Annotated in this window: 17 protein-coding genes; 5 read left to right on the forward strand and 12 right to left on the reverse strand. The window is 72.1% G+C overall.

The window, feature by feature from the left end; genetic code table 11:
- Window positions 1-102: 102 nt before the first annotated feature.
- From WJM95_RS01730 to WJM95_RS01750, 5 genes are all read right to left on the reverse strand, one after another.
- A complete protein-coding gene (locus tag WJM95_RS01730; protein WP_339127654.1) occupies window positions 103-345 on the reverse strand; it encodes a DUF397 domain-containing protein in 243 nt (80 codons plus the stop codon).
- Between the two features lie 83 nt (window positions 346-428).
- Window positions 429-1,595, reverse strand: coding sequence for a thiolase domain-containing protein (locus WJM95_RS01735; protein WP_339127655.1), 1,167 nt, complete (start codon window positions 1,593-1,595; stop codon window positions 429-431).
- Window positions 1,592-2,647 carry a thiolase domain-containing protein gene (locus WJM95_RS01740; protein WP_339127656.1) on the reverse strand — a complete coding sequence of 352 codons (1,056 nt, stop codon included), beginning with the start codon at window positions 2,645-2,647 and terminating at the stop codon, window positions 1,592-1,594. The genes WJM95_RS01735 and WJM95_RS01740 overlap by 4 nt, the downstream gene beginning before the upstream one ends.
- Window positions 2,648-3,589: an OB-fold domain-containing protein gene (locus tag WJM95_RS01745; protein ID WP_339127657.1), complete on the reverse strand. Its 942-nt coding sequence runs from the start codon at window positions 3,587-3,589 to the stop codon at window positions 2,648-2,650. It abuts the gene before it with no gap.
- 78 nt (window positions 3,590-3,667) lie between these two features.
- Window positions 3,668-4,468: a crotonase/enoyl-CoA hydratase family protein gene (locus tag WJM95_RS01750; protein WP_339127658.1), complete on the reverse strand. Its 801-nt coding sequence runs from the start codon at window positions 4,466-4,468 to the stop codon at window positions 3,668-3,670.
- Between the two features lie 197 nt (window positions 4,469-4,665).
- Here WJM95_RS01750 and WJM95_RS01755 point away from each other — a divergent pair, with 197 nt between their 5' ends.
- From WJM95_RS01755 to paaK, 5 genes are all read left to right on the forward strand, one after another.
- Window positions 4,666-6,285, forward strand: a complete 1,620-nt coding sequence (locus WJM95_RS01755) for an acyl-CoA synthetase (protein WP_339127659.1) — start codon at window positions 4,666-4,668, stop codon at window positions 6,283-6,285.
- A 150-nt stretch (window positions 6,286-6,435) separates the two neighbouring features.
- The gene (locus tag WJM95_RS01760; RefSeq protein WP_339127660.1) at window positions 6,436-8,514 is read left to right on the forward strand and encodes a sulfatase; all 2,079 of its coding nucleotides are present in this window, start codon (window positions 6,436-6,438) and stop codon (window positions 8,512-8,514) included.
- A gap of 175 nt (window positions 8,515-8,689) precedes the next feature.
- Window positions 8,690-9,649 carry a 5-dehydro-4-deoxyglucarate dehydratase gene (locus WJM95_RS01765; protein WP_339127661.1) on the forward strand — a complete coding sequence of 320 codons (960 nt, stop codon included), beginning with the start codon at window positions 8,690-8,692 and terminating at the stop codon, window positions 9,647-9,649.
- 118 nt (window positions 9,650-9,767) lie between these two features.
- The gene (locus tag WJM95_RS01770; RefSeq protein ID WP_339127662.1) at window positions 9,768-11,102 is read left to right on the forward strand and encodes an enolase C-terminal domain-like protein; all 1,335 of its coding nucleotides are present in this window, start codon (window positions 9,768-9,770) and stop codon (window positions 11,100-11,102) included.
- Window positions 11,103-11,241: 139 nt separating this feature from the next.
- Complete coding sequence (paaK, locus tag WJM95_RS01775; protein ID WP_339127663.1) at window positions 11,242-12,549, forward strand: phenylacetate--CoA ligase PaaK; 1,308 nt, start codon at window positions 11,242-11,244, stop codon at window positions 12,547-12,549.
- A gap of 91 nt (window positions 12,550-12,640) precedes the next feature.
- On the opposite strand, the gene WJM95_RS01780 is transcribed toward paaK, so the two are convergent.
- The 7 genes from WJM95_RS01780 to WJM95_RS01810 all read right to left on the reverse strand — a co-directional run bounded on the left by WJM95_RS01780 (window position 12,641) and on the right by WJM95_RS01810 (window position 22,722).
- Window positions 12,641-14,155 carry an acyl-CoA synthetase gene (locus tag WJM95_RS01780; protein ID WP_339127664.1) on the reverse strand — a complete coding sequence of 505 codons (1,515 nt, stop codon included), beginning with the start codon at window positions 14,153-14,155 and terminating at the stop codon, window positions 12,641-12,643.
- A gap of 70 nt (window positions 14,156-14,225) precedes the next feature.
- On the reverse strand, window positions 14,226-15,776 hold the full coding sequence (locus WJM95_RS01785; protein WP_339127665.1) for an acyl-CoA synthetase: 1,551 nt from the start codon (window positions 15,774-15,776) through the stop codon (window positions 14,226-14,228).
- Window positions 15,773-16,885, reverse strand: a complete 1,113-nt coding sequence (locus WJM95_RS01790; RefSeq protein ID WP_339127666.1) for a nitronate monooxygenase — start codon at window positions 16,883-16,885, stop codon at window positions 15,773-15,775. The genes WJM95_RS01785 and WJM95_RS01790 overlap by 4 nt, the downstream gene beginning before the upstream one ends.
- 103 nt (window positions 16,886-16,988) lie before the next feature.
- A complete protein-coding gene (locus WJM95_RS01795) occupies window positions 16,989-18,554 on the reverse strand; it encodes an NAD(P)/FAD-dependent oxidoreductase (protein WP_339127667.1) in 1,566 nt (521 codons plus the stop codon).
- Between the two features lie 154 nt (window positions 18,555-18,708).
- Window positions 18,709-19,857: a DUF6596 domain-containing protein gene (locus tag WJM95_RS01800; protein WP_339135298.1), complete on the reverse strand. Its 1,149-nt coding sequence runs from the start codon at window positions 19,855-19,857 to the stop codon at window positions 18,709-18,711.
- 8 nt (window positions 19,858-19,865) lie between these two features.
- Window positions 19,866-20,273, reverse strand: coding sequence for a YciI family protein (locus tag WJM95_RS01805; RefSeq protein ID WP_339127668.1), 408 nt, complete (start codon window positions 20,271-20,273; stop codon window positions 19,866-19,868).
- A 151-nt stretch (window positions 20,274-20,424) separates the two neighbouring features.
- On the reverse strand, window positions 20,425-22,722 hold the full coding sequence (locus WJM95_RS01810; RefSeq protein WP_339127669.1) for a tetratricopeptide repeat protein: 2,298 nt from the start codon (window positions 22,720-22,722) through the stop codon (window positions 20,425-20,427).
- Between the last annotated feature and the right edge of the window lie 488 nt (window positions 22,723-23,210).

Raw genomic sequence — 23,210 nt, forward strand, 5'->3', positions numbered from 1 at the left:
CGGGGCCGCGGGAGGGCCGGACGGCGGGCGGCCTCCGGGCGCGGGGGCCGGGCCGCCGCCCCTCCGTGCTCCGGGGGGCGGGGCGGGCCCGGCGGTCGTGGGTCAGGTCAGGTCGAACTCCCCTTCGCGGGCCCCCGATACGAACGCCCCCCACTCCGCGGGCGTGAAGATGAGGGAAGGGCTCTGCGGGCGGCCACTGTTGCGCATCGCGATGAAGCCCTCGACAAAGGCGATCTCGACATCTCCCCGCCCGCGGCTGCTGGACTGCCAGTCGGCGTTGCTGAGGTCCAGCTCCGGCTTGTCCCAGCCCGCGAGCGGGTGTTGCTCGATGGTGCTCTCGGCCACGTCCGTGCTCCTCCCGGTTCGTCGTCCGCGGCCAGCCTAGCGATCGGTCCGTGCCGCGCACAGGCCACGTGAGGGGGACGGTTTCAGGAGCTGGGCGGTGCGGCGCCGACGAGCCACATCGAGAAGAACTGGGACCCGCCGCCGTAGGCGTGGCCCAGCACCCTGCGGGCCCCGTCGACCTGGTGTTCTCCGGCCTGGCCGCGTACCTGGAGGGCCGCTTCGGCGAAGCGGATCATGCCGGAGGCGCCGATCGGATTGGTGGAGAGGACTCCGCCCGACATGTTGACGGGCAGGTCGCCCTCCAGTTCGGTCACGCCCGACTCGGTGAGCTTCCATCCCTCGCCCTCGTCGGCGAAGCCGAGGTTCTCCAGCCACATGGGTTCGTACCAGGAGAACGGCACGTACATCTCGACGGCGTCGATGTCACGGCGGGGGTCGGCGATGCCCGCCTGGCGGTACACGTCGGCCGCGCAGTCCTTTCCGGCCTGCGGGGAGACGAAGTCCTTGCCGGCGAAGAGGGTCGGTTCGCTGCGCATCGCGCCGCCGTGCATCCAGGCGGGCGGGCGCGGTGAACGGGCGGCTCCCGCGCGGTCGGTGAGGATCATCGCGCAGGCCCCGTCGGAGGAGGGGCAGGTCTCGGAGTAGCGGATCGGGTCCCAGAGCATGGGCGAGGCCTGGACCTTCTCCAGGGTGATGTCGTGCTCGTGGAGGTGGGCGTAGGGGTTCTTCAGGGCGTTGCGGCGGTCCTTGTAGGCGACGAGGGAGCCGACGGTGTCGGGCGCGCCGGTGCGCCGCATGTAGGCGCGGACGTGCGGGGCGAAGAATCCGCCGGCGCCGGCGAGCAGCGGCTGCTGGAACGGGATGGGCAGCGAAAGGCCCCACATGGCGTTGGATTCGGACTGTTTTTCGAAGGCGAGGGTGAGGACCGTGCCGTGGACGCGGCCGGCGACGAGGTTGGCGGCGACGAGGGCGGTGGATCCGCCGACGGAGCCCGCCGTGTGCACCCGGAGCATCGGTTTTCCGGTCGCGCCGAGGGCGTCGGCCAGGTAGAGCTCGGGCATCATGACGCCCTCGAAGAAGTCGGGCGCCTTGCCGATGACGACGGCGTCGATGTCGGCCCAGGTCAGCTCGGCGTCCGCCAGTGCGCGTTGGGCGGCCTCGCGGACGAGTCCCGCGATGGACACGTCCCGGCGGGCCGCGACGTGCTTGGTCTGGCCGATGCCTACGACGGCCACGGGCTCCTTGCTCATCGGGTGTCCCCTTCGAGTACGGCGACCAGGTTCTGCTGGAGGCAGGGGCCGGAGGTGGCGTGGGCGAGCGCCCGGTCGGACTCCCCGCGGTGGATGCGCGCGGCGGCCTCGCCGATGCGGACGAGTCCCGCCGCCATGATCGGGTTGGCGGCGAGGGCACCTCCCGAGGGGTTGACGCGCACGCTGTCGTCCAGCCGCAGGGCCTTGCGCAGGACGACCTCCTGGGAGGTGAACGGCGCGTGCAACTCGGCCGTGTCGACAGGCCGTTCGAAGGCGCCGGCTCGTTCGGCGGCCAGCCGGGCGGACGGTGAGTCGGTCAGGTCGCGCACGCCGAGGGAGTGGGCCTCGACGCGGTGGTCGATGCCCCGGATCCAGGCGGGCCGCTCGCACAGTTCACGGGCCCGGTCCCCGGCGGCGAGGATCACGGCGGCGGCGCCGTCGCCGATGGGCGGGCAGTCGCCGGTGCGCAGCGGCCGTACGAGGTAGTCGCCCTGGGGCACCGAACCGCGCAGCTGGGCGTGGGAGTTGGCGGTGGCCGAGGCGCGGCTGCGGGTGGCGACGGCGGCGAGTTCCGTTTCGTCGGTCTCGCCCGCGTCGATGAGCGCCCGTGCCTGGAGCGCCGCGAGGGCGACCGGGTCGGGCCACAGGGGCGCCAGGTAGTACGGGTCCAACTGCCGGGTCAGGACGTCGCGTACGGAGCCGGGCGAGGACTTGCCGTAGGAGTAGACGAGCGCGGTGTCGGCGTCCCCGGTCAGCAGTTTGGTCCAGGCCTCGTACAGGGCCCAGGCGCCGTCCATCTCGACGTGCGACTCGGAGATCGGCGGCCAGGCGCCGACGCCGTCGAGCGCCATGGTGAAGGAGAAGGCACGGCCCGCCAGGTAGTCGCTGGAGCCGGAGCAGGTGAAGCCGATGTCACCGGCCCGCAGGCCCGTCCGGTCGAGGACCTCGTGCAGGACGGGGAGGAGCATCTCCACCTCGGAGTGCTCGTCGGAGGTGCGCCGGTGGTCGCTCTGCGCGAAGGCGACGACGGCGATGTCCCTGATGGGCTCCATCTACAGCATCTCCTTGTACGTCTCGTAGTCCGCGTCCGGTTCTCCGGTGGGCCGGTAGTGGTCGGGGTGGCGGCCGCCCTCGGTCCACACGGGCTCCACGCGCAGACCCATGCGGACCTCGTCGTAGGGGATGCCGCCGATCCGTCCGTGCAGCGCGAGCCCGGCGCCGTCGAGGGCGATGTGCGCGTAGACGTAAGGGACTTCGATGTCGAGGTTCTTGGCCTTGATGTTGACGATGCAGTACGTGGTGACGGTGCCGCGGGGGCCGACCTCGACCTGCTCGGACGTGGCCACCCCGCAGGTGGGGCAGGCGCCCTTGGGCGGCACGTAGACCTTGTGACAGGAGGGACAGCGTTCGCCCACGGTCCGGTGCTCGGCGAGGCCCGCGATGTAGGCGGCCTGGGCGCGGCCTGGTGAGTAGACGTAGTCGAGCCGTGCGGGGGCGACGATCCCGGTCACCATGTCCTCGAACCGGCCGTCGTGGCCCCCGGGTTCGGCAGCCGGGCCGTCGTACGGCTCGAAGCAGGCGATGTCGGTGATCGCGCCGGAGCGCTCGGCGGCCCAGCGGACGCGGACGCGCATGCCGGTGCGCACGGCGTCGGGGCCCGGTGCGTCGAGGGCGTGCAGCAGGGCGGTGTCGGCGCCGTCGAGCCTGACCAGGACCCAGGCGAAGGGCGTGGCGAGGGGCTGGCCGCGGCGGGGGTCGTGGTTCCAGGCCCAGGTGGTGACGGTGCCGGTGGGGGCGACCTCGACGAGGTCGGACAGCTCCTCGGCGGTGACGGGGTCGTACTCGACGGGCGGGACGAGGGTGCGTCCGTCGGCGGTCCGTACGCCGAGGACGACCTGTTCGCGCAGGCCGGTGAGGAAGGCGCTCTGCACGGGCCCGAGCGAGCGGGTGAAGGGGAACTCGACGACGAGGGGGGCCTTGAGGACTTCGGGCATCCCGGATCTCTCCTTCCAACGGCCGGACGTGCCGTGTCCGAGGGGCGGACAGGACGCGTCCGGGGCCGGGCTTGCGGGTCAGGCCCGCCGGTAGACGGGCGGGCGCTTCTCGGCGAAGGCCCGGGAGCCTTCCTTGGCGTCGGCGGTGTCGAACACCGGCCAGCCGCGGCGGAGTTCGGCGGCGAGGCCGTCGGTCTCGGCGAGTTCGGCGGTCTCGTACACGGACGCCTTGACGGCCTCGACGGCGAGCGGACCACAGGCGTTGATCTGCTCGGCGACGGCGAGCGCCTTCTCCAGCGCCGTGCCGTCGGGCACCACATGACCGATCAGCCCGATCGCGGCGGCCTCCTGGGCGGTGTACGGGCGTCCCGTGAGCAGCATTTCGAGGGCGTGGGTGCGCGGGATCTGGCGCTGGAGCCGGACCGTCGAGCCGCCGATCGGGAAGAGTCCGCGTCTGACCTCGAAGAGCCCGAAGGTGGCGGAGGATCCCGCGACCCGGATGTCGGTGCCCTGGAGGATCTCGGTGCCGCCCGCGACGCAGTACCCCTCGACGGCGGCGATCACCGGCTTGCGCGGGCGGTGGTGGCGCAGCATGGCCTTCCAGTGCAGATCGGGGTCGGCCTTGAGCCGGTCCCGGTAATGCTCGCCCTCCATGCCCCTGCCCGCCAGCGCCTTGAGGTCCATCCCGGCACAGAAGGCACCGCCGGCGCCGGTGAGCACGATCGAGCGGATCGCGTCGTCCGCGTCGGCCTCGACCCAGCCGTCGTACAGGCCGACCAGCATCGGCAGCGAGAGCGCGTTCCTGGCCTCGGGCCTGTTGAGCGTGAGCACCAGTGTGGCGCCTTCGCGTTGCACGGTGAGGTGTTCGGTCCCACCCATGGGCGTCCTCCCGTCTCGGATGCGAGAACAGGTTGCAGGAGGCGTCCTGCCAGTACAAGGGTTTTCTGACAGGCAGTCAGATTTCTTCTGCCGGGACCCTTCCCACTTGGGTCGGGCTTTGCTCTGATGACCGTCGGGTCCGGGGCGGACACGCTCCGGGGACACACGGCCACGGACGTGCACGGTCAGGAGGAACGGTGGAGTACAACCTTGCCGACCTGTTCGAGTCGGTCGTCGACGTGGTCCCGGACCGCGAGGCCCTCGTGTACATCGACCACCCGGGTACGGGAGCGGAGCGCCGGCTGACGTACGCGCGGCTGGACGCGGCCGCGAACCGTCTCGCGCACCATCTGATCGACAGCGGGATCCGCCCCGGCGAGCACCTCGGGCTCCATCTCTACAACGGCGTCGAGTACCTCCAGACCGTGCTGGCCTGCCTGAAGGCGCGGATCGTCCCCGTCAACGTCAACTACCGCTACGTGGAAGACGAGTTGGCCTATCTCTACCAGGACGCGGACCTGGTGGCCCTGGTGTTCGACGCGGAGTTCACCGGCCGGGTGGCAGCGGCACGGCCACGGGCGCCGCGGCTGCGGCATCTGGTCCGGGTGGGCGCCGCCGCGCCCGGAGCGGACCCGGTGGACGCCGTGGACTTCGGCGAGGCCGAGGCCGCCGGCTCGCCCCTGCGCGGGTTCGCTCCGCGCTCCGCGGACGACCAGTTCATCATCTACACCGGCGGCACGACCGGGATGCCCAAGGGCGTGATGTGGCGGCAGGAGGACCTCTTCTTCGCGGGTCTCGGCGGCGGAGCGCCCACCGGCGATCCGGTCACCGAGCCGCGGGAGCTGGCCGAGCGCGTCGCGGCGGGCGGCGCCGGGATCACCTTCTTCCCCACTCCCCCGCTGATGCACGGCACGTCGACGCTCACCGCCTTCATCGCCTTCAACTTCGGCCAACGCGTGCTGCTGCACCGCAAGTTCGCTCCCGAGGAGGTCCTGCGGACGATCGAGCGGGAGAAGGTGACCAGTGTGTCGCTGGTCGGCGACGCGATGCTGCGGCCCCTGATCGACGCGCTCTCCGGCCCCCTCAAGGGCACGGACTGTTCCGCCCTGTTCAGCGTGTCCTCGTCCGGCGCGATCATGTCGGACACCGTGCGCGAGCAGTTCCAGGCGCTCGTCCCGAACGTGATGCTCCTGAACAACTTCGGCTCCTCGGAGTCCGGCTTCAACGGCACCGCGACCGCCGACTCCGGACCCGAACGCGGCTTCCGGATCCGCGTCAACGCCCGTACGCAGGTGGTGGACCCGGTGACGTACGAGCCGGTCGCGGCCGGTGAGCCGGGACGGGTCGCGCAGCGCGGCCATGTGCCGCTCGGCTACTACAACGACCCGAAGAAGACCGCCGAGACGTTCTTCCGCAAGGGCGACGAGCGCTGGGTGCTCCTCGGCGACATGGCCACGGTCGACGAGGAGGGCATCGTCGTCGTGCTCGGCCGTGGCTCACAGTGCATCAACACCGGGGGTGAGAAGGTCTATCCCGAAGAGGTCGAACAGGCCCTGAAATCCCATCCGGACGTGTACGACGCCCTGGTGGCCGGGGTGCCCGACCCGAAGTGGGGCAGCCACGTGGCGGCCGTCGTCCAGCTCCGCGAGGGCGCGCCGCGGCCGTCCCTCGACGACATCCAGACCCACTGCCGCGGCCGCCTGGCCGGCTACAAGGTCCCGCGCCAGCTGGTGATCACGGACTCCGTCCAGCGGTCGCCGAGCGGCAAGGCCGACTACCGGTGGGCACGGGAGGTGGCGGTGGCGGCCGACCGGTAGGCGCCACCCGCGTCAACCCGGCGATTCCCGCGACGTACTCTGTGCGCGATCGGCCCCGCCTTGAACGTGAGGTGACGGCCGGACGTATGGGGAATGGCGGAAACAGCCTCCGTCGCACCAGCACCGGGTTACGCACGGAAGGACCTTCGGGTGTCGCACCACACGCATCCTCGTCAACTGCCGGATGCCGACGCGGGTCCTGACCCCGACGCCACGGCGGTGGACGGGACCCGCGAGGACTCCGGGACCGAGGATCGGATCGCGGCGCACGCGGGTCCCGCAGCGGAGGAGCGGACCGGGGAGGCGCCCGCCGACGCCGAGCACGGCGAGTCCGCCGACCCGCACCCCGCCGACGCCGAGGCCACGGCCTCGCACCCCACCGACGACGAACACGCCGTGACGCGCACCGGTTCCGACGACGAAGGCGCCGCTCCAGGCGATGAACTCACCGAAGCCGGCGCCGACACCGAGCCCACTCCCGAGGCCGCGGGCGACGACCCCACGGACCCCGCGTCCCGGCACGAGGACGAACCCGCCACCGCGACCACCCGCCCCGGGTGGTTCGGCTGGCGCCGGCGCTACCCCCGGGCCGCGGCTGCCGTCCGGGTGGGCACGACCGTCCTGGCCGGTGCGCTGGTGCTCACCGTGCTCCTCATACCGAACCGCCTCGACTGGATGTCCGTCCAGGCGTTCCTCCGCCTCCCCGTCGAGGCGGTCTTCCTCGCGGCCGTCCTGCTCGTCCTGCCGTCGAGGGCACGGCGGATCACCGCCGGGGTCCTCGGGGTGATCCTCGGCCTGTCCGCCATCCTGAAGTGCCTGGACATGGGCTTCCGCGAGACCCTGGCCCGGCCGTTCGACCTGGTCTTCGACTGGGTGCTGCTGAGCGACGGCGCGGACTGGGTGAAGGACTCGTTCGGGCGCTCGGGCGAACTGCTCGCGGTGGCCGGCGTGATCGTCCTGATCGTCGCCGTGCTCGCGCTGAGCGTCCTCGCGACGATGCGGCTGGCGAACACGCTGGCCCGGCACCGCACGGTGGCCGTCCGCGCCACGCTGGTCCTGGGCGTGGCGTGGGTCGTCTGCTTCACCCTGGGCGTGCAGTTCGGCGGGGTCACGTTCGCCACCAAGGGCTACGCCCAGTACCTCTCGAACCGTGTGAAGTACGTCCGCGACGGCCTCGGTGACGCCGACGTCTACAAGAAGCAGATGGCCGTCGACGCGTTCGCCCGCACCCCGTCCGACCAGCTGCTGACCGGGCTGCGCGGCAAGGACGTGATGCTCACCTTCATCGAGAGCTACGGCCGGGTGGCCATCGACGATCCGACGATGGGACCCGAGGTCGACGCCACGCTCAAGGCGGGCGACGCCCGGCTCAAGGCGGCCGGCTTCTCGGCGCGCAGCGGCTGGCTCAGGTCGCCCGTGACCGGCGCCGGCAGCTGGCTCGCCCACTCGACGTTCCTGTCCGGCACCTGGGTCGAGAACCAGCAGCGGTACCGGTCCCTGACCACCAGCAAGCGCGCGACCCTGACCAGCTACTTCCAGAAGACCGGCGCCTGGCGGACCGTCGGCATCGTCCCCGGCGTGCGCAAGGCCTGGCCCGAGGGCAAGTACTTCGGCCTGGACCACATCTACGACTCGACGCACCTCGGCTACCAGGGCCCGTACTTCAGCTGGACGCCGGTACCGGACCAGTTCAGCCTTGAGGCCTTCCAGAAGCTGGAGCACGGCAAGAAGAACCGCGACCCGATCATGGCGGAGATCATTCTCGCGTCCAGCCACAACCCCTGGTCCCCGATCGCCCACACGATCGACTGGAAGGACCTCGGGGACGGCAAGGTCTTCTACAAGATCAAGAAAGAGGGCACGAACCCCACGGAGGTCTGGAAGAGCTCGAAGCGGGTGCGGACCGAGTACCGCAAGGCGATCCAGTACTCGCTGGACAGCCTGACGCAGTGGATGCAGCGCTACGGCGACGACAACACCGTCCTGGTCTTCCTCGGCGACCACCAGCCCGTCCCGACGGTCACGGGTGGCACCTCGAACAGGGACGTGCCCGTCACCGTCGTCGCCCGCGACCCGAAGGTACTGGACCGCATCTCCGACTGGGGCTGGACGGAAGGGCTCAAGCCTGCGGACAACGCGCCGGAATGGGCGATGAACACGTTCCGCGACCGCTTCATGACGGCGTACGGCTCGACCCCGGGCCCGGCGGCCACGACAACGGCGCACTGACGGCCCCACGCCCGACCCGGACCCGAAGGGCCCGCAGCCTCCCCGGCCGCGGGCCCTTCGCGTTGCGCGGACGCCCATGGCGGACATCCGCACCCGTTCCCATTGACCTGGGTGGTTCATGAACCTAATCTGAGTTCGCATACATAGACGACGTCTGCATACAGGGATGAGACTCATGGCAGGGTTCAGCGCGGATCCGGACGGCGTGGTCCACCGGCTGCGGGACGGGATGGCGAGCGGGGTGCTGTCCTTCCCGCTCACGAGCTTCACGGAGGACGGCCGTCTCGATCCGGAGGGCTACAGGTCGTACCTGAGCGGCCGACTGGCCACGGCCCCCGGCGCGGTCTTCCCCGCTTGCGGGACCGGCGAGTTCAGCGCGCTGGACGAGGACGAGTACCGCGCCGTCGTCACCGCGACGGTCGAGGTCGCCGACGGCCGCATGCCGGTGGTCGCGGGCACCGGCTACGGATGGGCGCAGGCGCTGCGGTTCGCGCGGATCGCGGAGGAGGCGGGCGCGGACGCCCTTCTCGTGCTGCCCCACTATCTCGTCGAGGCGCCCGAGGCCGGCCTGGTCGAGCAGCTGCGCCGGATCGCCGCCGGTACCCGGCTGCCGCTCATCGCCTACCAGCGCGGTCCGGTCGCCTTCACCCCCGAGGGACTGCGGGCCGTCGCGGAGATCCCGGGTGTCGTCGGACTCAAGGACGGCCACAGCGACCTCGACCGGCTCCAGCGCCTGACCCTCGCCGCCCCCGACGGCTTCCTGTTCTTCAACGGGGCCGCCACCGCCGAGATCCAGGCACGCGCGTACGCCACCGTAGGCGTTCCGGCCTATTCGTCGGCCGTGCACGCCTTCGCACCCGAGATCGCCGGCGCCTTCTTCACCGCGCTGCGCACGGGCGACGAGGCGACCGTGAACAAGCTGCTGCGCGACTTCTACGTCCCGCTCGTCGAGCTGCGCGACCGGGTGCCCGGCTACGCCGTGTCCCTCGTCAAGGCCGCGGCGCGGCTGCGCGGGCTTCCCGTCGGCCCGGTGCGCGCCCCGCTCACGGACCCCGGACCCGACGACCTGGCCGCCCTGGAGCGGATCCTCGACACCGGGCTGGCCCTCGTCGGGGCCGTGCGCCGGCCCGCCTGAAGCACGCGGGGGACGGCCCCGGATCCCCGGGCGGGCCGACCCCCCGGCCGGGTCCGTCGCCGTCATCCTGGAGCCCGCGGGCCCGTCCAACCATCGTCCCTCGTACACAAGGATTGTGATGCAGCGTCAGCAACCGACGATCACCGAGTTCTCCGTCTACCCCGTCGCCGGACGGGACTGCATGGAGCTGAACCTGTCGGGCGCCCACGGTCCGTACTTCACCCGCAACGTCGTGGTGCTCAAGGACTCCGAGGGGCGGACCGGGCTCGGCGAGGTTCCGGGCGGCGAGAAGATCACCCGCACGCTGCGCGACGCCGGGCCCCTGGTCGTCGGCACGAAGGTGGGCGACTACCAGCGGGTCCTGCGCCAGATCGGGGAGCGGTTCGGCGACCGTGACGCGGGGGGCCGCGGCGCCCAGACCTTCGACCTGCGCACGACCGTCCACGCGGTCACCGCCGTCGAGTCCGCCCTGCTCGACCTGCTCGGCCAGCACCTCGACGTTCCGGTCGCGGCCCTCCTCGGGGACGGACGGCAGCGCGACCGGGTGCGGGTGCTCGGCTACCTCTTCTTCGTCGGCGACCCGGACCGCACGGATCTGCCGTACGCCCGCGAGCGCGGCTCCGACGTGGACTGGTACCGGCTGCGGCACGAGGAGGCGCTCACGCCCGACGCGATCGTCCGGCAGGCCGAGGCGGCCCACGCGCTGTACGGATTCCGGGACTTCAAGCTCAAGGGCGGAGTCCTGGAGGGCGCCGAGGAGGTCAGGACCGTCCGCGCACTCAAGGACCGCTTCCCCGAGGCCCGCGTCACCCTCGACCCCAACGGCGCCTGGTCGCTGCGCGAGGCGATCGACCTGTGCGGGCCCCTGGTCGGCACGCTCGCCTACGCCGAGGACCCCTGCGGCGCCGAGGACGGCTACTCGGGACGGGAGATCCTGGCCGAGTTCCGCCGGGCGACGGGGCTGCCGACGGCGACCAACATGATCGCCACGGACTGGCGCCAGCTGACCCACGCCCTGGCCCTCCAGTCGGTCTCGATCCCGCTGGCCGATCCGCACTTCTGGACCATGCGGGGATCGGTGCGCGTGGCCCAGCTGTGCAACGCGATGGGGCTGACCTGGGGCTGCCACTCGAACAACCACTTCGACATCTCGCTCGCCATGGTCACCCACTGCGGAGCGGCCGCGCCCGGCCCGTACAACGCCCTCGACACCCACTGGATCTGGCAGGAGGGTCTGGAGCGGCTCACGGTCGACCCGCCGCGGATCGTCGGCGGCGAGATCGCGCTGCCGGAGGCACCCGGCCTGGGCGTCCGGCTCGACATGGACCGGTTGCTCGCCGCGCACGAGCTGTATCTGAAGGAGGCGCTCGGCGCCCGTGACGACGCGGTCGCCATGCGTCACCTCGTGCCGGGCTGGGAGTTCGACGCCAAGCGCCCCGCCCTGGTGCGCTGACCGGCCCCGCCTCCTGCTCCCCGCAAAAAGGCTCCGCCGACCCCTTGCACTGACGGCGGACACCTGGATTACTGTCCGGAAAGGATCGACCGAATGATCGGTCGTCCGGTATGACACGGTTGGCGAGGGAGAGGGCGCGATGGCGGGCTCGACGGACGCGAAGGGCCTGCTCGACGCGGGCGAGCGGCTGGACCTGGAGGAACTGCGGGCGCTCCAGCTGGAGCGGCTGCGCGCGTCGCTGCGGCACGCCTACGAGAACGTCCCCTTCTACCGGGAGTCCTTCGACAAGGCCGGACTGCGCCCCGACGACTGCCGCTCGCTCGCCGACCTGGCCCGGTTCCCCTTCACGGTGAAGGCGGATCTGCGGGAGAACTACCCGTACGGGATGTTCGCCGTTCCGCAGGACGAGATCCGGCGCCTGCACGCGTCGAGCGGGACGACCGGACGGCCCACGGTCGTCGGCTACACGGAGAACGACCTGTCCATGTGGGCCGACATGGTGGCCCGTTCGATCCGCGCGGCGGGCGGCCGGCCCGGCGACAAGGTCCACATCGCCTACGGCTACGGCCTGTTCACGGGCGGACTCGGCGCCCACTACGGCGCGGAGCGCCTCGGCTGTACGGTGATCCCCGCGTCCGGGGGCATGACGGCCCGTCAAGTGCAGCTGATCCAGGACCTGAAGCCCGAGATCATCATGGTGACGCCCTCGTACATGCTGACCCTTCTGGACGAGTTCGAGCGCCAGGGCGTGGACCCGCGGGGCACCTCGCTGCGGGTCGGCGTGTTCGGCGCCGAGCCGTGGACCGAGGAGATGCGCCGCGAGATCGAGGAGCGGTTCGCGATCGACGCGGTCGACATCTACGGACTCTCGGAGGTCATCGGACCCGGTGTCGCCCAGGAGTGCGTGGAGACCAAGGACGGACTGCACATCTGGGAGGACCACTTCTACCCGGAGGTCGTCGACCCGATCACCGGCGAGGTGCTTCCCGACGGCGAGGAGGGCGAGCTGGTCTTCACCTCGCTCACCAAGGAGGCCATGCCCGTGATCCGTTACCGGACCCGGGACCTGACGCGCCTGCTGCCGGGGACGGCGCGGGTCTTCCGCCGGATGGAGAAGATCACCGGGCGCAGTGACGACATGGTGATCCTGCGCGGGGTCAATCTCTTCCCGACGCAGATCGAGGAGATCGTGCTGCGGACACCGGGAGTCGCCCCGCACTTCCAGCTGCGGCTGACCCGCGAGGGCCGCCTCGACGCGCTCACCGTGCGGGCGGAGGCCCGGTCCGGCGCCACCCCCGAGGCACGCGAGGCGGCGGCGCGGGCGATCACCGCGGGCGTCAAGGACGGGATCGGCGTCTCGGTCACGGTGGAGATCGTCGAACCGGAGTCCCTGGAGCGGTCGGTGGGCAAGCTGAAGCGGATCGTGGACCTGCGCCCGCGCGCCTGACGGGTGCCGGCGGACCGCCGGTCGGGCCCGCGGGCCCGACCGGCCGCGGACAGGGCCGCGGGGACTCCTGACACCCCCGCGGCCCTGTCCGCTACTCCCCTGTCCGCCGCTCCCGGCCGAACCGGTCCCGCAGTTCCCGCTTGAGGATCTTCCCGCTGGCGTTGCGCGGCAGCTCCTCCACGAACAGGACCCGCTTGGGCGCCTTGAAGTGGGCGAGCTTCTCGCGTGCGTGGGCGATCAGTTCGTCCTCGGTGACCTCGCCCCGGGGGACGACGACCGCGGTGACGGCCTCGATCCAGCGCTCGTCGGGAAGTCCGACGACGGCCACCTCGGCGACCGACTCGTGCGTATACAACGCGTCCTCGACCTGCCGGGACGCGACCAGGACACCACCGGAGTTGATGACGTCCTTCACCCGGTCCACCACGGTGAAGTAGCCGTGGGCGTCGCGCACGGCGAGGTCGCCCGAGTGGAACCAGCCGTCGCGGAACGCCTCGGCCGTCTCCTCGGGCTTGTCCCAGTAGCCCTCGCACAACTGCGGTGAGCGGTAGACGACTTCACCCGGTGTCCCGTCGGGCACGTCCTTGCCGTCCTCGTCGACGACCCGCGCGTCCACGAACAGCACCGGCGTGCCGCACGAGTCCATCCGGCCCTTGTGCTCGTCGGGCCCGAGGACGGTGGCGAGGGGGCCGATCTCGCTCTGGCCGAAGCAGTTGTAGAAGGCCAGCTTCGGCAGCCGCTCGCGCAGCCGTTCCAGGACGGGAACCGGCATGATCGAGGCGCCGTAGTACGCCTTGCGCAGCCCGCTCAGGTCGCGTTCGGCGAAGTCGGGCCGGTTCGACAGGCCGATCCAGACGGTGGGCGGGGCGAACAGGCTGTCCGCCCGGCCCGCCTCGATCAGGTCGAAGATCTGTCCGCCGTCCGGCGCGTCGAGGATCGTGTTCGAGGCGCCGACCGCGAGATAGGGCAGCAGGAACACGTGCATCTGCGCCGAGTGGTAGAGCGGCAGCGAGTGCACCGGCAGGTCGCCCGCGCTCAGGTCGAGCGCGGTGATCGCGCTCAGGTACTCGTGCACCAGCGCGCGGTGGGTCATCATCGCGCCCTTGGGCAGGGCGGTCGTGCCCGAGGTGTAGAGCAACTGCACGAGCGTGTCGGCGCGCGGCTCCTCACCGTCGTACGGGCGTGCCGTCTCCAGCCGTACGAGGAGCGAGTCGTCGGCGTCGCGCAGCGGCAGGGTCCGTACGCCCTCCGGGAGCCGGCCCGCGAGGTCGGGGTCGGTCAGGACCAGGGAGCATCCCGACTGGCCGACGATGTAGGCGAGGTCGTCGCCCGTCAGGTTCTGGTTGACCGGCACGTGGACGAGTCCGGCGCGGGCGCAGGCGAGGAAGCCGATCAGATAGGCGTCCGAGTTGTGGCCGTAGGCGCCCACACGGTCCCCGGGGGACAGCCCCTCGTCGAGGAGGGCGGTCGCCGCGCGGGAGACGGCCTCGTCGAGTTCCGCGTACGTCCAGGAGCGCTCTCGGTAGTCGACGGCGCGCCGCGCCGGTGTGCGCCGGGCGCTGCGGCGCAGCACCCCGTCGACCGTACTGCCGTGTCCAGGCTTCATGCACGTGATCCTCGATCCACGCCGGGGCGAGGTCAAGGGAGTGCGGCGCGCCGTGGCGGGCCCCGCGGTGTCACATCGCCCGGGTGCGGCCCTGCCAGTAGGGATCGCGCAGCCGGCGCTTGTACAGCTTCCCGTTGGGGTCGCGGGGCATGGCCGCGATGAAGTCGATGCTCCTGGGCCGCTTGTAGCGGGCGAGTTGCCGCTCGCAGTGGGCGAGGATGTCCGCGGCGAGCGCAGGTCCGGCCTCGTGTCCCGGGGCGGCCTCGACCACGGCCTTGACCTCCTCGCCCCAGTCGTCGTGCGGGATGCCGAAGGCGGCCGCGTCGGCGACGGCCGGGTGGGAGAGCAGCGCCGCCTCGATCTCGGCCGGATAGATGTTGACCCCGCCCGAGATGATCATGTCGATCTTGCGGTCGCGGAGGAAGAGATAGCCGTCCTCGTCGAGCAGGCCGAGGTCGCCGACGGTGAAGAAGTCTCCGATGCGGTTCTTGCGGGTCTTGGTCTCGTCCTTGTGGTACGAGAATCCACCGGTGCTCATCTTCATGTAGACGGTGCCGAGTTCGCCGGGCGGCAGCCGGTTGCCGTCGTCGTCGAAGACGGCCAGTTCGCTGATGGGCCAGGCCTTGCCGACGGTGCCGGGCTTCTTCAGCCAGTCCTCGGCGGTGGCGAAGGCGCCGCCGCCCTCGCTGGCCGCGTAGTACTCCTCGACGCACTCGCCCCACCACGTGATCATGGCCCGTTTCACATGGTCGGGGCACGGGGCGGCGCCGTGGATGGCGTGCCGCATGGAGGTGACGTCGTAGCGGGCCTTCACCTCGTCGGGGAGGGCCAGCAGCCGGTGGAACTGGGTCGGCACCATGTGGGTGTGCGTGCAGCGGTGCGCGTCGATGACCCGCAGCATCTCCTCGGGCGTCCACTTGTCCATCAGGACCAGCCGGTGGCCGATGTGCAGGGAGGCGCCCGCGAACTGGAGGACGGCGGTGTGGTACAGCGGCGAGCAGACGAGGTGGACGTTGTCGTCGTAGGGCCTGATGCCGAAGATGGCGAGGAAGCCGCCGAGGTACGACTCCTCGGGGAGCTTGCCGGGCAGCGGGCGCCGGATGCCGCGCGGCCGGCCCGTGGTGCCGGAGGTGTAGTTCATGACCCAGCCGAGCGTGCGGTCGGCGGGCGCCGATCCGGGCTGTCCGTCGAGGAGTTCGCCGTACGGCCTGAAGCCCTCGATCTCTCCGACGGCGTACCGCCGCTCGGCGGGGAGTTTCGCCTCGTCCGCGGCGTGCCGTGCGGCGTCGGCGAACCGTTCGTGCGCGATGAGGACCTTGGCCCCCGAGTCGGAGACGATCCAGGCGATCTCGGGCCCGACGAGGTGGTGGTTGACGGGGACGAGATAGAGACCGGCCTGCGAGGCGGCGAGGTAGGCGACGAGGAACTCGACGCCGTTGGGCAGCACGACGGCGAAGGAGTCGCCGCGTTCGAGGCCGGCCGCGCGCAGCCCGTGGACGAGCCCGTTGGCCGCCGCGTGCAGACGTCCGGCGGTCCATTCCTCGCCGGAGGGGGTGACCAGGACGACGCGCTCGGGGTCGGCGCCTGCCTGGGCCCAGAAGCCGTTGGGTGAGGTGGTCATGCCTGTTCTCCCCTGCCCGCGATGCGGTTGATGCGGTCGACGGCGTGCTCGAAGCCCCGCGTCAGATCGTCGAAGACCTCCTGGACGGAGCGCTCGCTGTTCATCCGGCCGACGATCTGCCCGACCGGTGTGCCCAGCAGCGGCTCGACCTCGTACTTCTGGATGCGGGAGACGGCGTCGGCGACGAGGAGTCCCTGGAGCGGCATGGGGAGCGTGCCGGGGCCGGCCGGGTCGTCCCAGGCGTCGGTCCACTCGGTGCGCAGCTGCCGTGCGGGCTTGCCGGTCAGGGCGCGCGAGCGGACGGTGTCGCCGGAGCCGGCCGCGAGCAGTTTGCGGGTGACGGCGGGCGAGTGCATGTCGGCCTCCGTCACGGTGAGCCAGACCGAGCCGAGCCACACGCCCTGGGCGCCGAGGCTCAGTGCGGCGGCCACCTGCTGTCCGCTGCCGATGCCGCCGGCCGCCAGGACGGGCAACGGGCCCACGGCGTCGACGACTTCGGGCGTGAGCACCATCGAGGCGATGTCCCCCGTGTGGCCGCCGGCCTCGTAGCCCTGGGCGACGACGACGTCGATGCCCGCCTCGGCGTGCTTGCGCGCGTGCCGGGCGCTGCCGGCGAGCGCCGCGACGAGCACGCCCTTGTCGTGGGCGCGCCGGACGACGTCGGCGGGCGGTGAACCCAGCGCGTTGGCCAGCAGTTTGATCGGGTAGTCGAAGGCGACGTCGAGCTGGCCGCGGGCGACCTGTTCCATCCAGCCGGTGATGCGCCAGCCGGACGCCTCGCCCTCGTCGAGCTCGGGCACGCCGTACTTGGCGAGGGTGTCCTTGACGAACTGGCGGTGCCCCTCGGGGATCATCGCCTCGACGTCGGCCTCGGTGACCCCCTCGACCTTCTTGGCGGGCATGACGACGTCCAGGCCGTAGGGCATGCCGCCGACGTTCGCCTCGATCCAGTCGAGGTCGCGCTCCAGGTCCGTGGGGGCGGTGTAGCGGACCGCGCCGAGCACGCCGAATCCGCCCGCGCGACTGATGGCCGCGGCGACGGCGGGGAACGGCGTGAAGCCGAAGACGGCGTGCTCGACTCCCAGTTCCTTGCTCAGCTCCGTCTGCATGGGCGCAGGATGCCGCAGACCTCCGGACGAGGGAAGACCTTTTCTGATACTCCGTCAGATCCGGGAGGTCTGCCGGTGCGGGACGAGGACGGCTGTCCTCGGGTCAGTCCTTGCCGCCCAGGGACTCCAGCACCGCCTTCGCCGCGTTGTGACCCGGGACGCCGCTCACCCCGCCTCCGCGCACCGCGCCCGCCCCGCACAGCATCACGTTCGCGTGCCGGGTCTCCACGCCCCAACGGCCGGTCCCCTCCTGGGCGTAGGGGAAGGCGAGGTCGCGGTGGAAGATGTTGCCGCCCGGCAGGCGCAGATCCCGCTCCAGGTCGAGCGGGGTCTTCGCCTCGATGCAGGGCCGCCCGTCCGCGTCCGTGGCCAGGCAGTCGGCGAGCGGCTCGGCGAGATGCGCGTCGAGCTGGGCCAGCGTCGACTTCAGCAACTCCTCGCGTACGGCGTCGTTGTCACGCTCGAAGAGCCGGGCGGGCGTGTGGAGGCCGAAGAGGGTGAGGGTCTGGTATCCCCGCTCGACCAGGTCCCGGCCCAGGATGCTGGGGTCGGTGAGCGAGTGGCAGTAGATCTCCGAGGGCGGCGCGGCGGGCAGCTCGCCGGCCGCGGCCTGCGCGTGCGCGGCCGCCAACTGCTCGTACCCCTCGGCGATGTGGAAGGTCCCGGAGAACGCCTCGCGCGGGTCGACGGAGGTGTCGCGGAGCCTCGGCAGCCGCTTGAGCAGCATGTTCACCTTGAGCTGCGCACCCTCTGCGGGGGCCGGCTGCTCGTCCCCGGTGAGGTGCGCGAGCTCCTGCGGCGAGGCGTTCACCAGCACGTGACGAGCCGCGACGACACCCTCTCCGTCCGCCGTCCGGAAGGTGATCTCGGCGGACTCCCCGTCCGTGTCGATCCGCAGCACCTCGTGGCCGGTCTCGATCACCGCGCCCGCCGCGCGGGCGGCGCCGGTGATCGCGTCGGTGAGGGCGCCCATGCCGCCGACGGGCACGTCCCAGTTCCCGGTGCCCCCGCCGATCACGTGGTAGAGGAAGCAGCGGTTCTGCCGCAGCGAGGGGTCGTGGGCGTCGGCGAAGGTGCCGATGAGCGCGTCGGTGAGCACGACACCGCGGACGAGGTCGTCGGCGAAGTACTCCTCGACCGCCGCGCCGACCGGCTCCTCGAAGAGGATCCGCCAGGCGTCCTCGTCGTCGACGCGCGCCCTCAACTCCTCGCGGGTGGGCAGCGGTTCGGTGAGCGTCGGGAACACCCGCCGGGCGACCCGGCCGGTCATCCCGTAGAAGCGCTGCCACGCCTCGTACTCGCGCTCCGATCCCGTCAGCTTGGCGAACGCCTCGCGGGTGCGCCGCTCGCCGCCGCCGACGAGCAGCCCGGTGGGCCGTCCGCCGCGCTCGACGGGCGTGTACGAGGAGACCGTCCGGCCCCGGACCCGGAAGTCGAGGCCCAGATCCCGCACGATCTTGCGGGGCAGCAGGCTCACCAGGTACGAGTAGCGCGACAGCCGCGCGTCGACCCCCGCGAACGGCCGGGTGGACACGGCGGCGCCCCCGGTGGTGCCCAGGCGCTCAAGGACCAGCACGGACCGCCCGGCCCTGGCCAGATAGGCGGCCGCGACCAGTCCGTTGTGGCCTCCGCCGACGATCACGACGTCATATCCCTCGTGTACAGGCATGCCTCTTCGTAGCACGTGATGATCTACGTCGGCCAGGGGTGCGCGGCAAGCGGCGGCACTCCGTACGGGTGGGCACGCGGGCGGCGCGAACGCACGGGTCCGGGGACCCACACCGCCGCCGGACCGTCTCCGAGAGGCGCGCGGGTCCGGTCGGTCAGCGTCCCCCGCGGTGGTTGAGACGGGCGGCCTGGCGGGTCAGATGGTCGCGTTCGGCCAGGTCGGGTGCCTTCAGCGCGGCCTCCGCGTAGAGCCGTGCCGCCCTGTCCAGGTCGCCGTCGCGCTCGTGCAGGTACGCGGCCACGGCGGTGTGACGGGGCACCGTGTCGTCCAGCGCCGCCAGCGCGGCCAGACCGGCGCGCGGTCCGTCGGCCTCACCGACGGCCACCGCGCGGTTGAGCCGGACGACGGGACTGTCGGTCAGCCGCGCGAGTTCGTCGTACCACTCGACGATCTGGACCCAGTCGGTCTCCTCGGCGGTGGGCGCGTCGGCGTGCAGAGCGGCGATGGCGGCCTGGGCCTGGAACTCGCCCAGCCGGTCGCGGGCGAGTGCCGGCTGGAGGATCGCGACCCCCTCGGCGATCGCCCGGGTGTCCCACCGGCCCCGGTCCTGCCGGGCCAGCGGCACGAGACTGCCGTCGGGCGCGGTCCGGGCCGGGCGCCTGGCGTGGTGGAGCAGCATGAGGGCGAGCAGCCCCGCCACCTCGGGATGGTCGACCTGGGCCGCGAGCTGCCGGGTCAGCCGGATGGCCTCGGCGACGAGGTCGACGTCGCCGGAGTAGCCCTCGTTGAAGACGAGGTAGAGGACGCGCAGCACGGTGGAGACGTCACCGTGCCGGTCGAGCCGGACGCCGGACACCGTGCGTTTGGCCCGGCTGATGCGCTGCGCCATCGTCGCCTCGGGGACCAGGTAGGCCCGGGCGATCTGGCGCGTGGTGAGTCCGCCGACGGCCCGCAGGGTGAGCGCGACGGCGGACGACGGTGTCAGTGACGGGTGGGCGCACAGGAAGTAGAGCTGGAGCGTGTCGTCGAAACCCGTCACCGGTCCCGCCGCCGCCGGTTCCTCCTCGACGAGATCCTCCCGCCGGCGTCGGGCGGCGTCCGCCCGGGTCGCGTCGAGGAACCGGCGCCAGGCCACGGTGACCAGCCAGCCCTTCGGGTCCCTCGGCTCGTCCCGCGGCCAGACCCGGACGGCCTCGACGAGGGCGTCCTGGACGGCGTCCTCGGCCGCCGCGAAGTCGGCTCCGCGGCGGACGAGGACGGCGAGCACACCGGGCGTGAGGCTCCTGAGCAGGGCCTCGTCCATGGTCGAGGTCACTCCGTGACCGTGTGGGACGCGGTCAGGAACGGGCGTACCTCCAGCCACTCGTGGATCGGCTTCCCGCCGGCGCCGGGCGCGGCCGACAGTTCCCCGGCCAGTTCGACGGCACGCTCGTGGGTGTCGACGTCGATCACCATCCAGCCGGCGATCAGGTCCTTGGTCTCGGCGAACGGACCGTCGGTGACGGGCGGACGGCCCTCACCGTCGTAGCGGACCCACTGCCCCTCGGGCGCGAGCGCCTGTCCGTCGACGAACTCGCCGGTCTTCTCCAGCCGGGCCGCGAAGTCGTTCATGTACTGGATGTGCGCGGAGATCTCCTCCGGGGTCCACTGCGCCATGGGCACGTCGTTGACCGCCGCCGGGGCGCCACGGTAGTGCTTGAGAAGCAGGTACTTGGCCATCGTGATTCTCCTCGGTGCTGGTGCGACCCATTGTGGGCGCGTTCACCTCTGGGACGGAGCGAGCCACGGCTTCTCGACATCGCGCCCAAGAATTTTCCGCACTTTCTCGCGGGACGTTCCCTCAGCGCCCGGGGCGGCGCGATTCCGCAGGTCAGCGCCCCTCGGCGGCCCGCCGCTGCCGCAGGGCGGCCACCCTGCGGTACAGCTCCGCCGCCTCCCGCGCGTGTCCCAGCTGCTCCAGGCAGTGCGCCTCGTCGTTGCGGCTGCCGAGGGTGTCGGGGTGGTCGGCGCCGAGCACCCGTTCACGGGCGGCCGCGACCCGCCGGTACTCGGTGAGGGCGTCGGCCCAGCGCCCCAGCCAGCCGAGTCCGACGGCGACCTCGCGGCGGCTGACCAGGGTGTCGGGATGGTCGGCCCCGAGGGCCCGCTCGCGGATCGCGCACACGTCACGGGACTCGGCGAGTGCCTCCTCCCAGCGCCCCAGACGGCCGAGGTTCACACCGAGCCCGTGCCGGGCGCGCAGGGTCTCGGGGTGGGTGGCGCCCTGTGCGCGGGTCCGGTCGGCGACCAGTGAGCGGTACAGCTCCAGGGCCTGCGCGCCGCGGCCGAGCCTGCCGAGGCTGATGCCCACCTCGTAGCGGGCGGCGAGGGTGTCCGGATGGTCGGGCCCGAGCGCCCGCGCACGGGCCGCGGCCACCTCCTGGTAGGTGTGCAGGGCCTCGGGCCAGCGCCCCAACTGTCCCAGTGCGTAGGCGACTTCGTAGCGCGTGACCAGCGTGTCCGGATGGGCGGGGCCGAGTACACGGGCGCGGGCGGCGGCGACCTCGACCGCCATGCGGTACGAGTCCTCCAGGCGTCCGAGTCTGCTGAGGTTGAAGGCGAGGTTGTGGCGGCAGCGCAGGGTGTCGGGATGGTCGGGGACCATCGCGCGCTCCCTGGCGGCGAGCACCGACACATAGGCCTGGTGCGCCTCGAAGTGGCGGCCCAACTGGCCCAGTACGTAGGCCATTTCCTGTCGTGCGGCCAGGGTGTCCGGGTGGCCCGCGCCGAGCACCCGTTCCCTGGCCTGGGCGACGCGCGCGTACTCGCCGAGCGCTTCGGCGGGGCGTCCGGTGCGGCTCAGGGTGAAGCCGACCTCGTACCGGCTGGCGAGGGTGTCCGGGTGGTCGGGCCCGAGCAGTCGCTCCCGTTCGGCGGCGACCGAGCGGTGGACCTCGCCCGCCTCGGTCCACCGGCCGAGCCGTCCGAGGTTCAGTCCGGCGTCGTGCCGCCCCGCGAGCGCCGTGACCGACTCGGCGGCGGGGGCGGGCCGTTCGGCGCGGACCGGAGGGGGCGGGACGGCCGGGGGCGGTACGGCGGTGGAGGGGCGGGCGGTCCATTCGCCGGTGAGGCCCGCGGCCGCGTCGGGCGGGGTGGCGCGCCAGCCCGGGCCGGTGGCCTTGTGGCCGGTGGTCATGCCCTGCGTCCAGGACGGCAGCCCCGGTGCGCGGGACGGCGGCTGCGCCGGCCTGGGCGGGAACTGCGGTGTCACGGACCGCAGTTCGGCGGTGGGGTGGGGCGGCGTGGCGGGGGCGACCATCGTCGGGACGTACAGGGGGGTCGTGCGCCCGGCGGTGATGCGGCGGGCGAGTTCGCGGGCGTCCCGCGGCCGCTGGTCGGGCTCCTTGGCGAGCAGGTCGAGGATGATCCGCTCCAGGTACTCGGGGAGGTCGGCCCGGTGGCTGCGGGGCGGCTCGGGCGCGGTGTCGCGATGGCCGACGAGGATGGCCCAGGCGTCGCCGAGGTCGAACGGCGGGGCCCCGGTGGCGATCTCGTACAGCACGCAGCCGAAGGAGTAGAGGTCGCTGCGCTGGTCGACCTCCGCTCCGGCGATCTGTTCCGGTGACATGTAGTGCGGGGTGCCCATCGCGACGCCGGTGCCGGTGAGCCGCGAGGTGAACCCGATGTCGTGGCTGAGGCGGGCGATGCCGAAGTCACAGATCTTCACCGTGCCGTCGGTCAGCCGCATGATGTTCGCCGGCTTCAAGTCACGGTGCACGATGCTCTGCTGGTGGGTGTAGGCGAGCGCCGCGGTCACCTGGTCGGCTATGTCGACGACTTCGTCGACCGTGAGCCGGTGCTGCCGGCTCTCCTCAAGGAGCTGGCCGAGGTTGTGTCCCTCCAGCAGTTCCATGACCAGGTACAGCACTCCGTCGGCCTCGCCGAAGTCGTGGACGACGGTCACTCCGCGGTGCTGGAGGGCGGCGGCGACCCGGGCCTCGCGCCGGAAGCGCTCCCGCAGGACCCGGGCGAAGGAGGGATCGTGGTGCGGGCCGAGCGGCTTGAGGCACTTGACGGCCACCTGCCGGCCCAGCGATTCGTCGCGGGCCCGCCACACCTCGCCCATGCCGCCGCGCCCGATCGGATCGAGGAGCCGGTACCGGCCCTGGATCAGCCTGCTCTCCGCCATCTCGCGCCATCGCCCCCGTCACCGCTCGCCCCTGGGCCCACCCCGGCCTTCGCCCAGTATGACGAGCTATCAGCCGACTTTGTACGGCACCCTGGGCGAGCCGGGGCCGATCCGTGACACGGCCGGGAGAATGTTTCCGGACAGGCGCCGCCCGTGCGGCCGTGCGGCGACACGGCGGGGCGCGCTGCCCGTGACACGCGGCTGCGGATCACCCGGGCGGGGCAGCGGCCCGCCCCTTCCGCACGACGCGTGGGCGCACGACGAGAGGACAGGGCTCGCGACCTCGTTCGCGCGCCCCTTGTATGGCGTGCACGCCGAGGCCTTCAGCTCGGGGGCCTCAGGCGGCCGGGCGCATGCGGCAGGCCAGGGCACCCCACAGGTCGAGGCGGTCGGCCAGGCGGGAGAGGCCGCGGCCGGGTGAGGCGCTCGACGCGCTGGACGCGCTGGACGCGGTAGTGGACCGTGTTGACGTGCAGGCGCAGCGCCTC

Source organism: Streptomyces sp. f51 (genome assembly GCF_037940415.1).
In the GTDB taxonomy this organism is placed as follows: domain Bacteria; phylum Actinomycetota; class Actinomycetes; order Streptomycetales; family Streptomycetaceae; genus Streptomyces.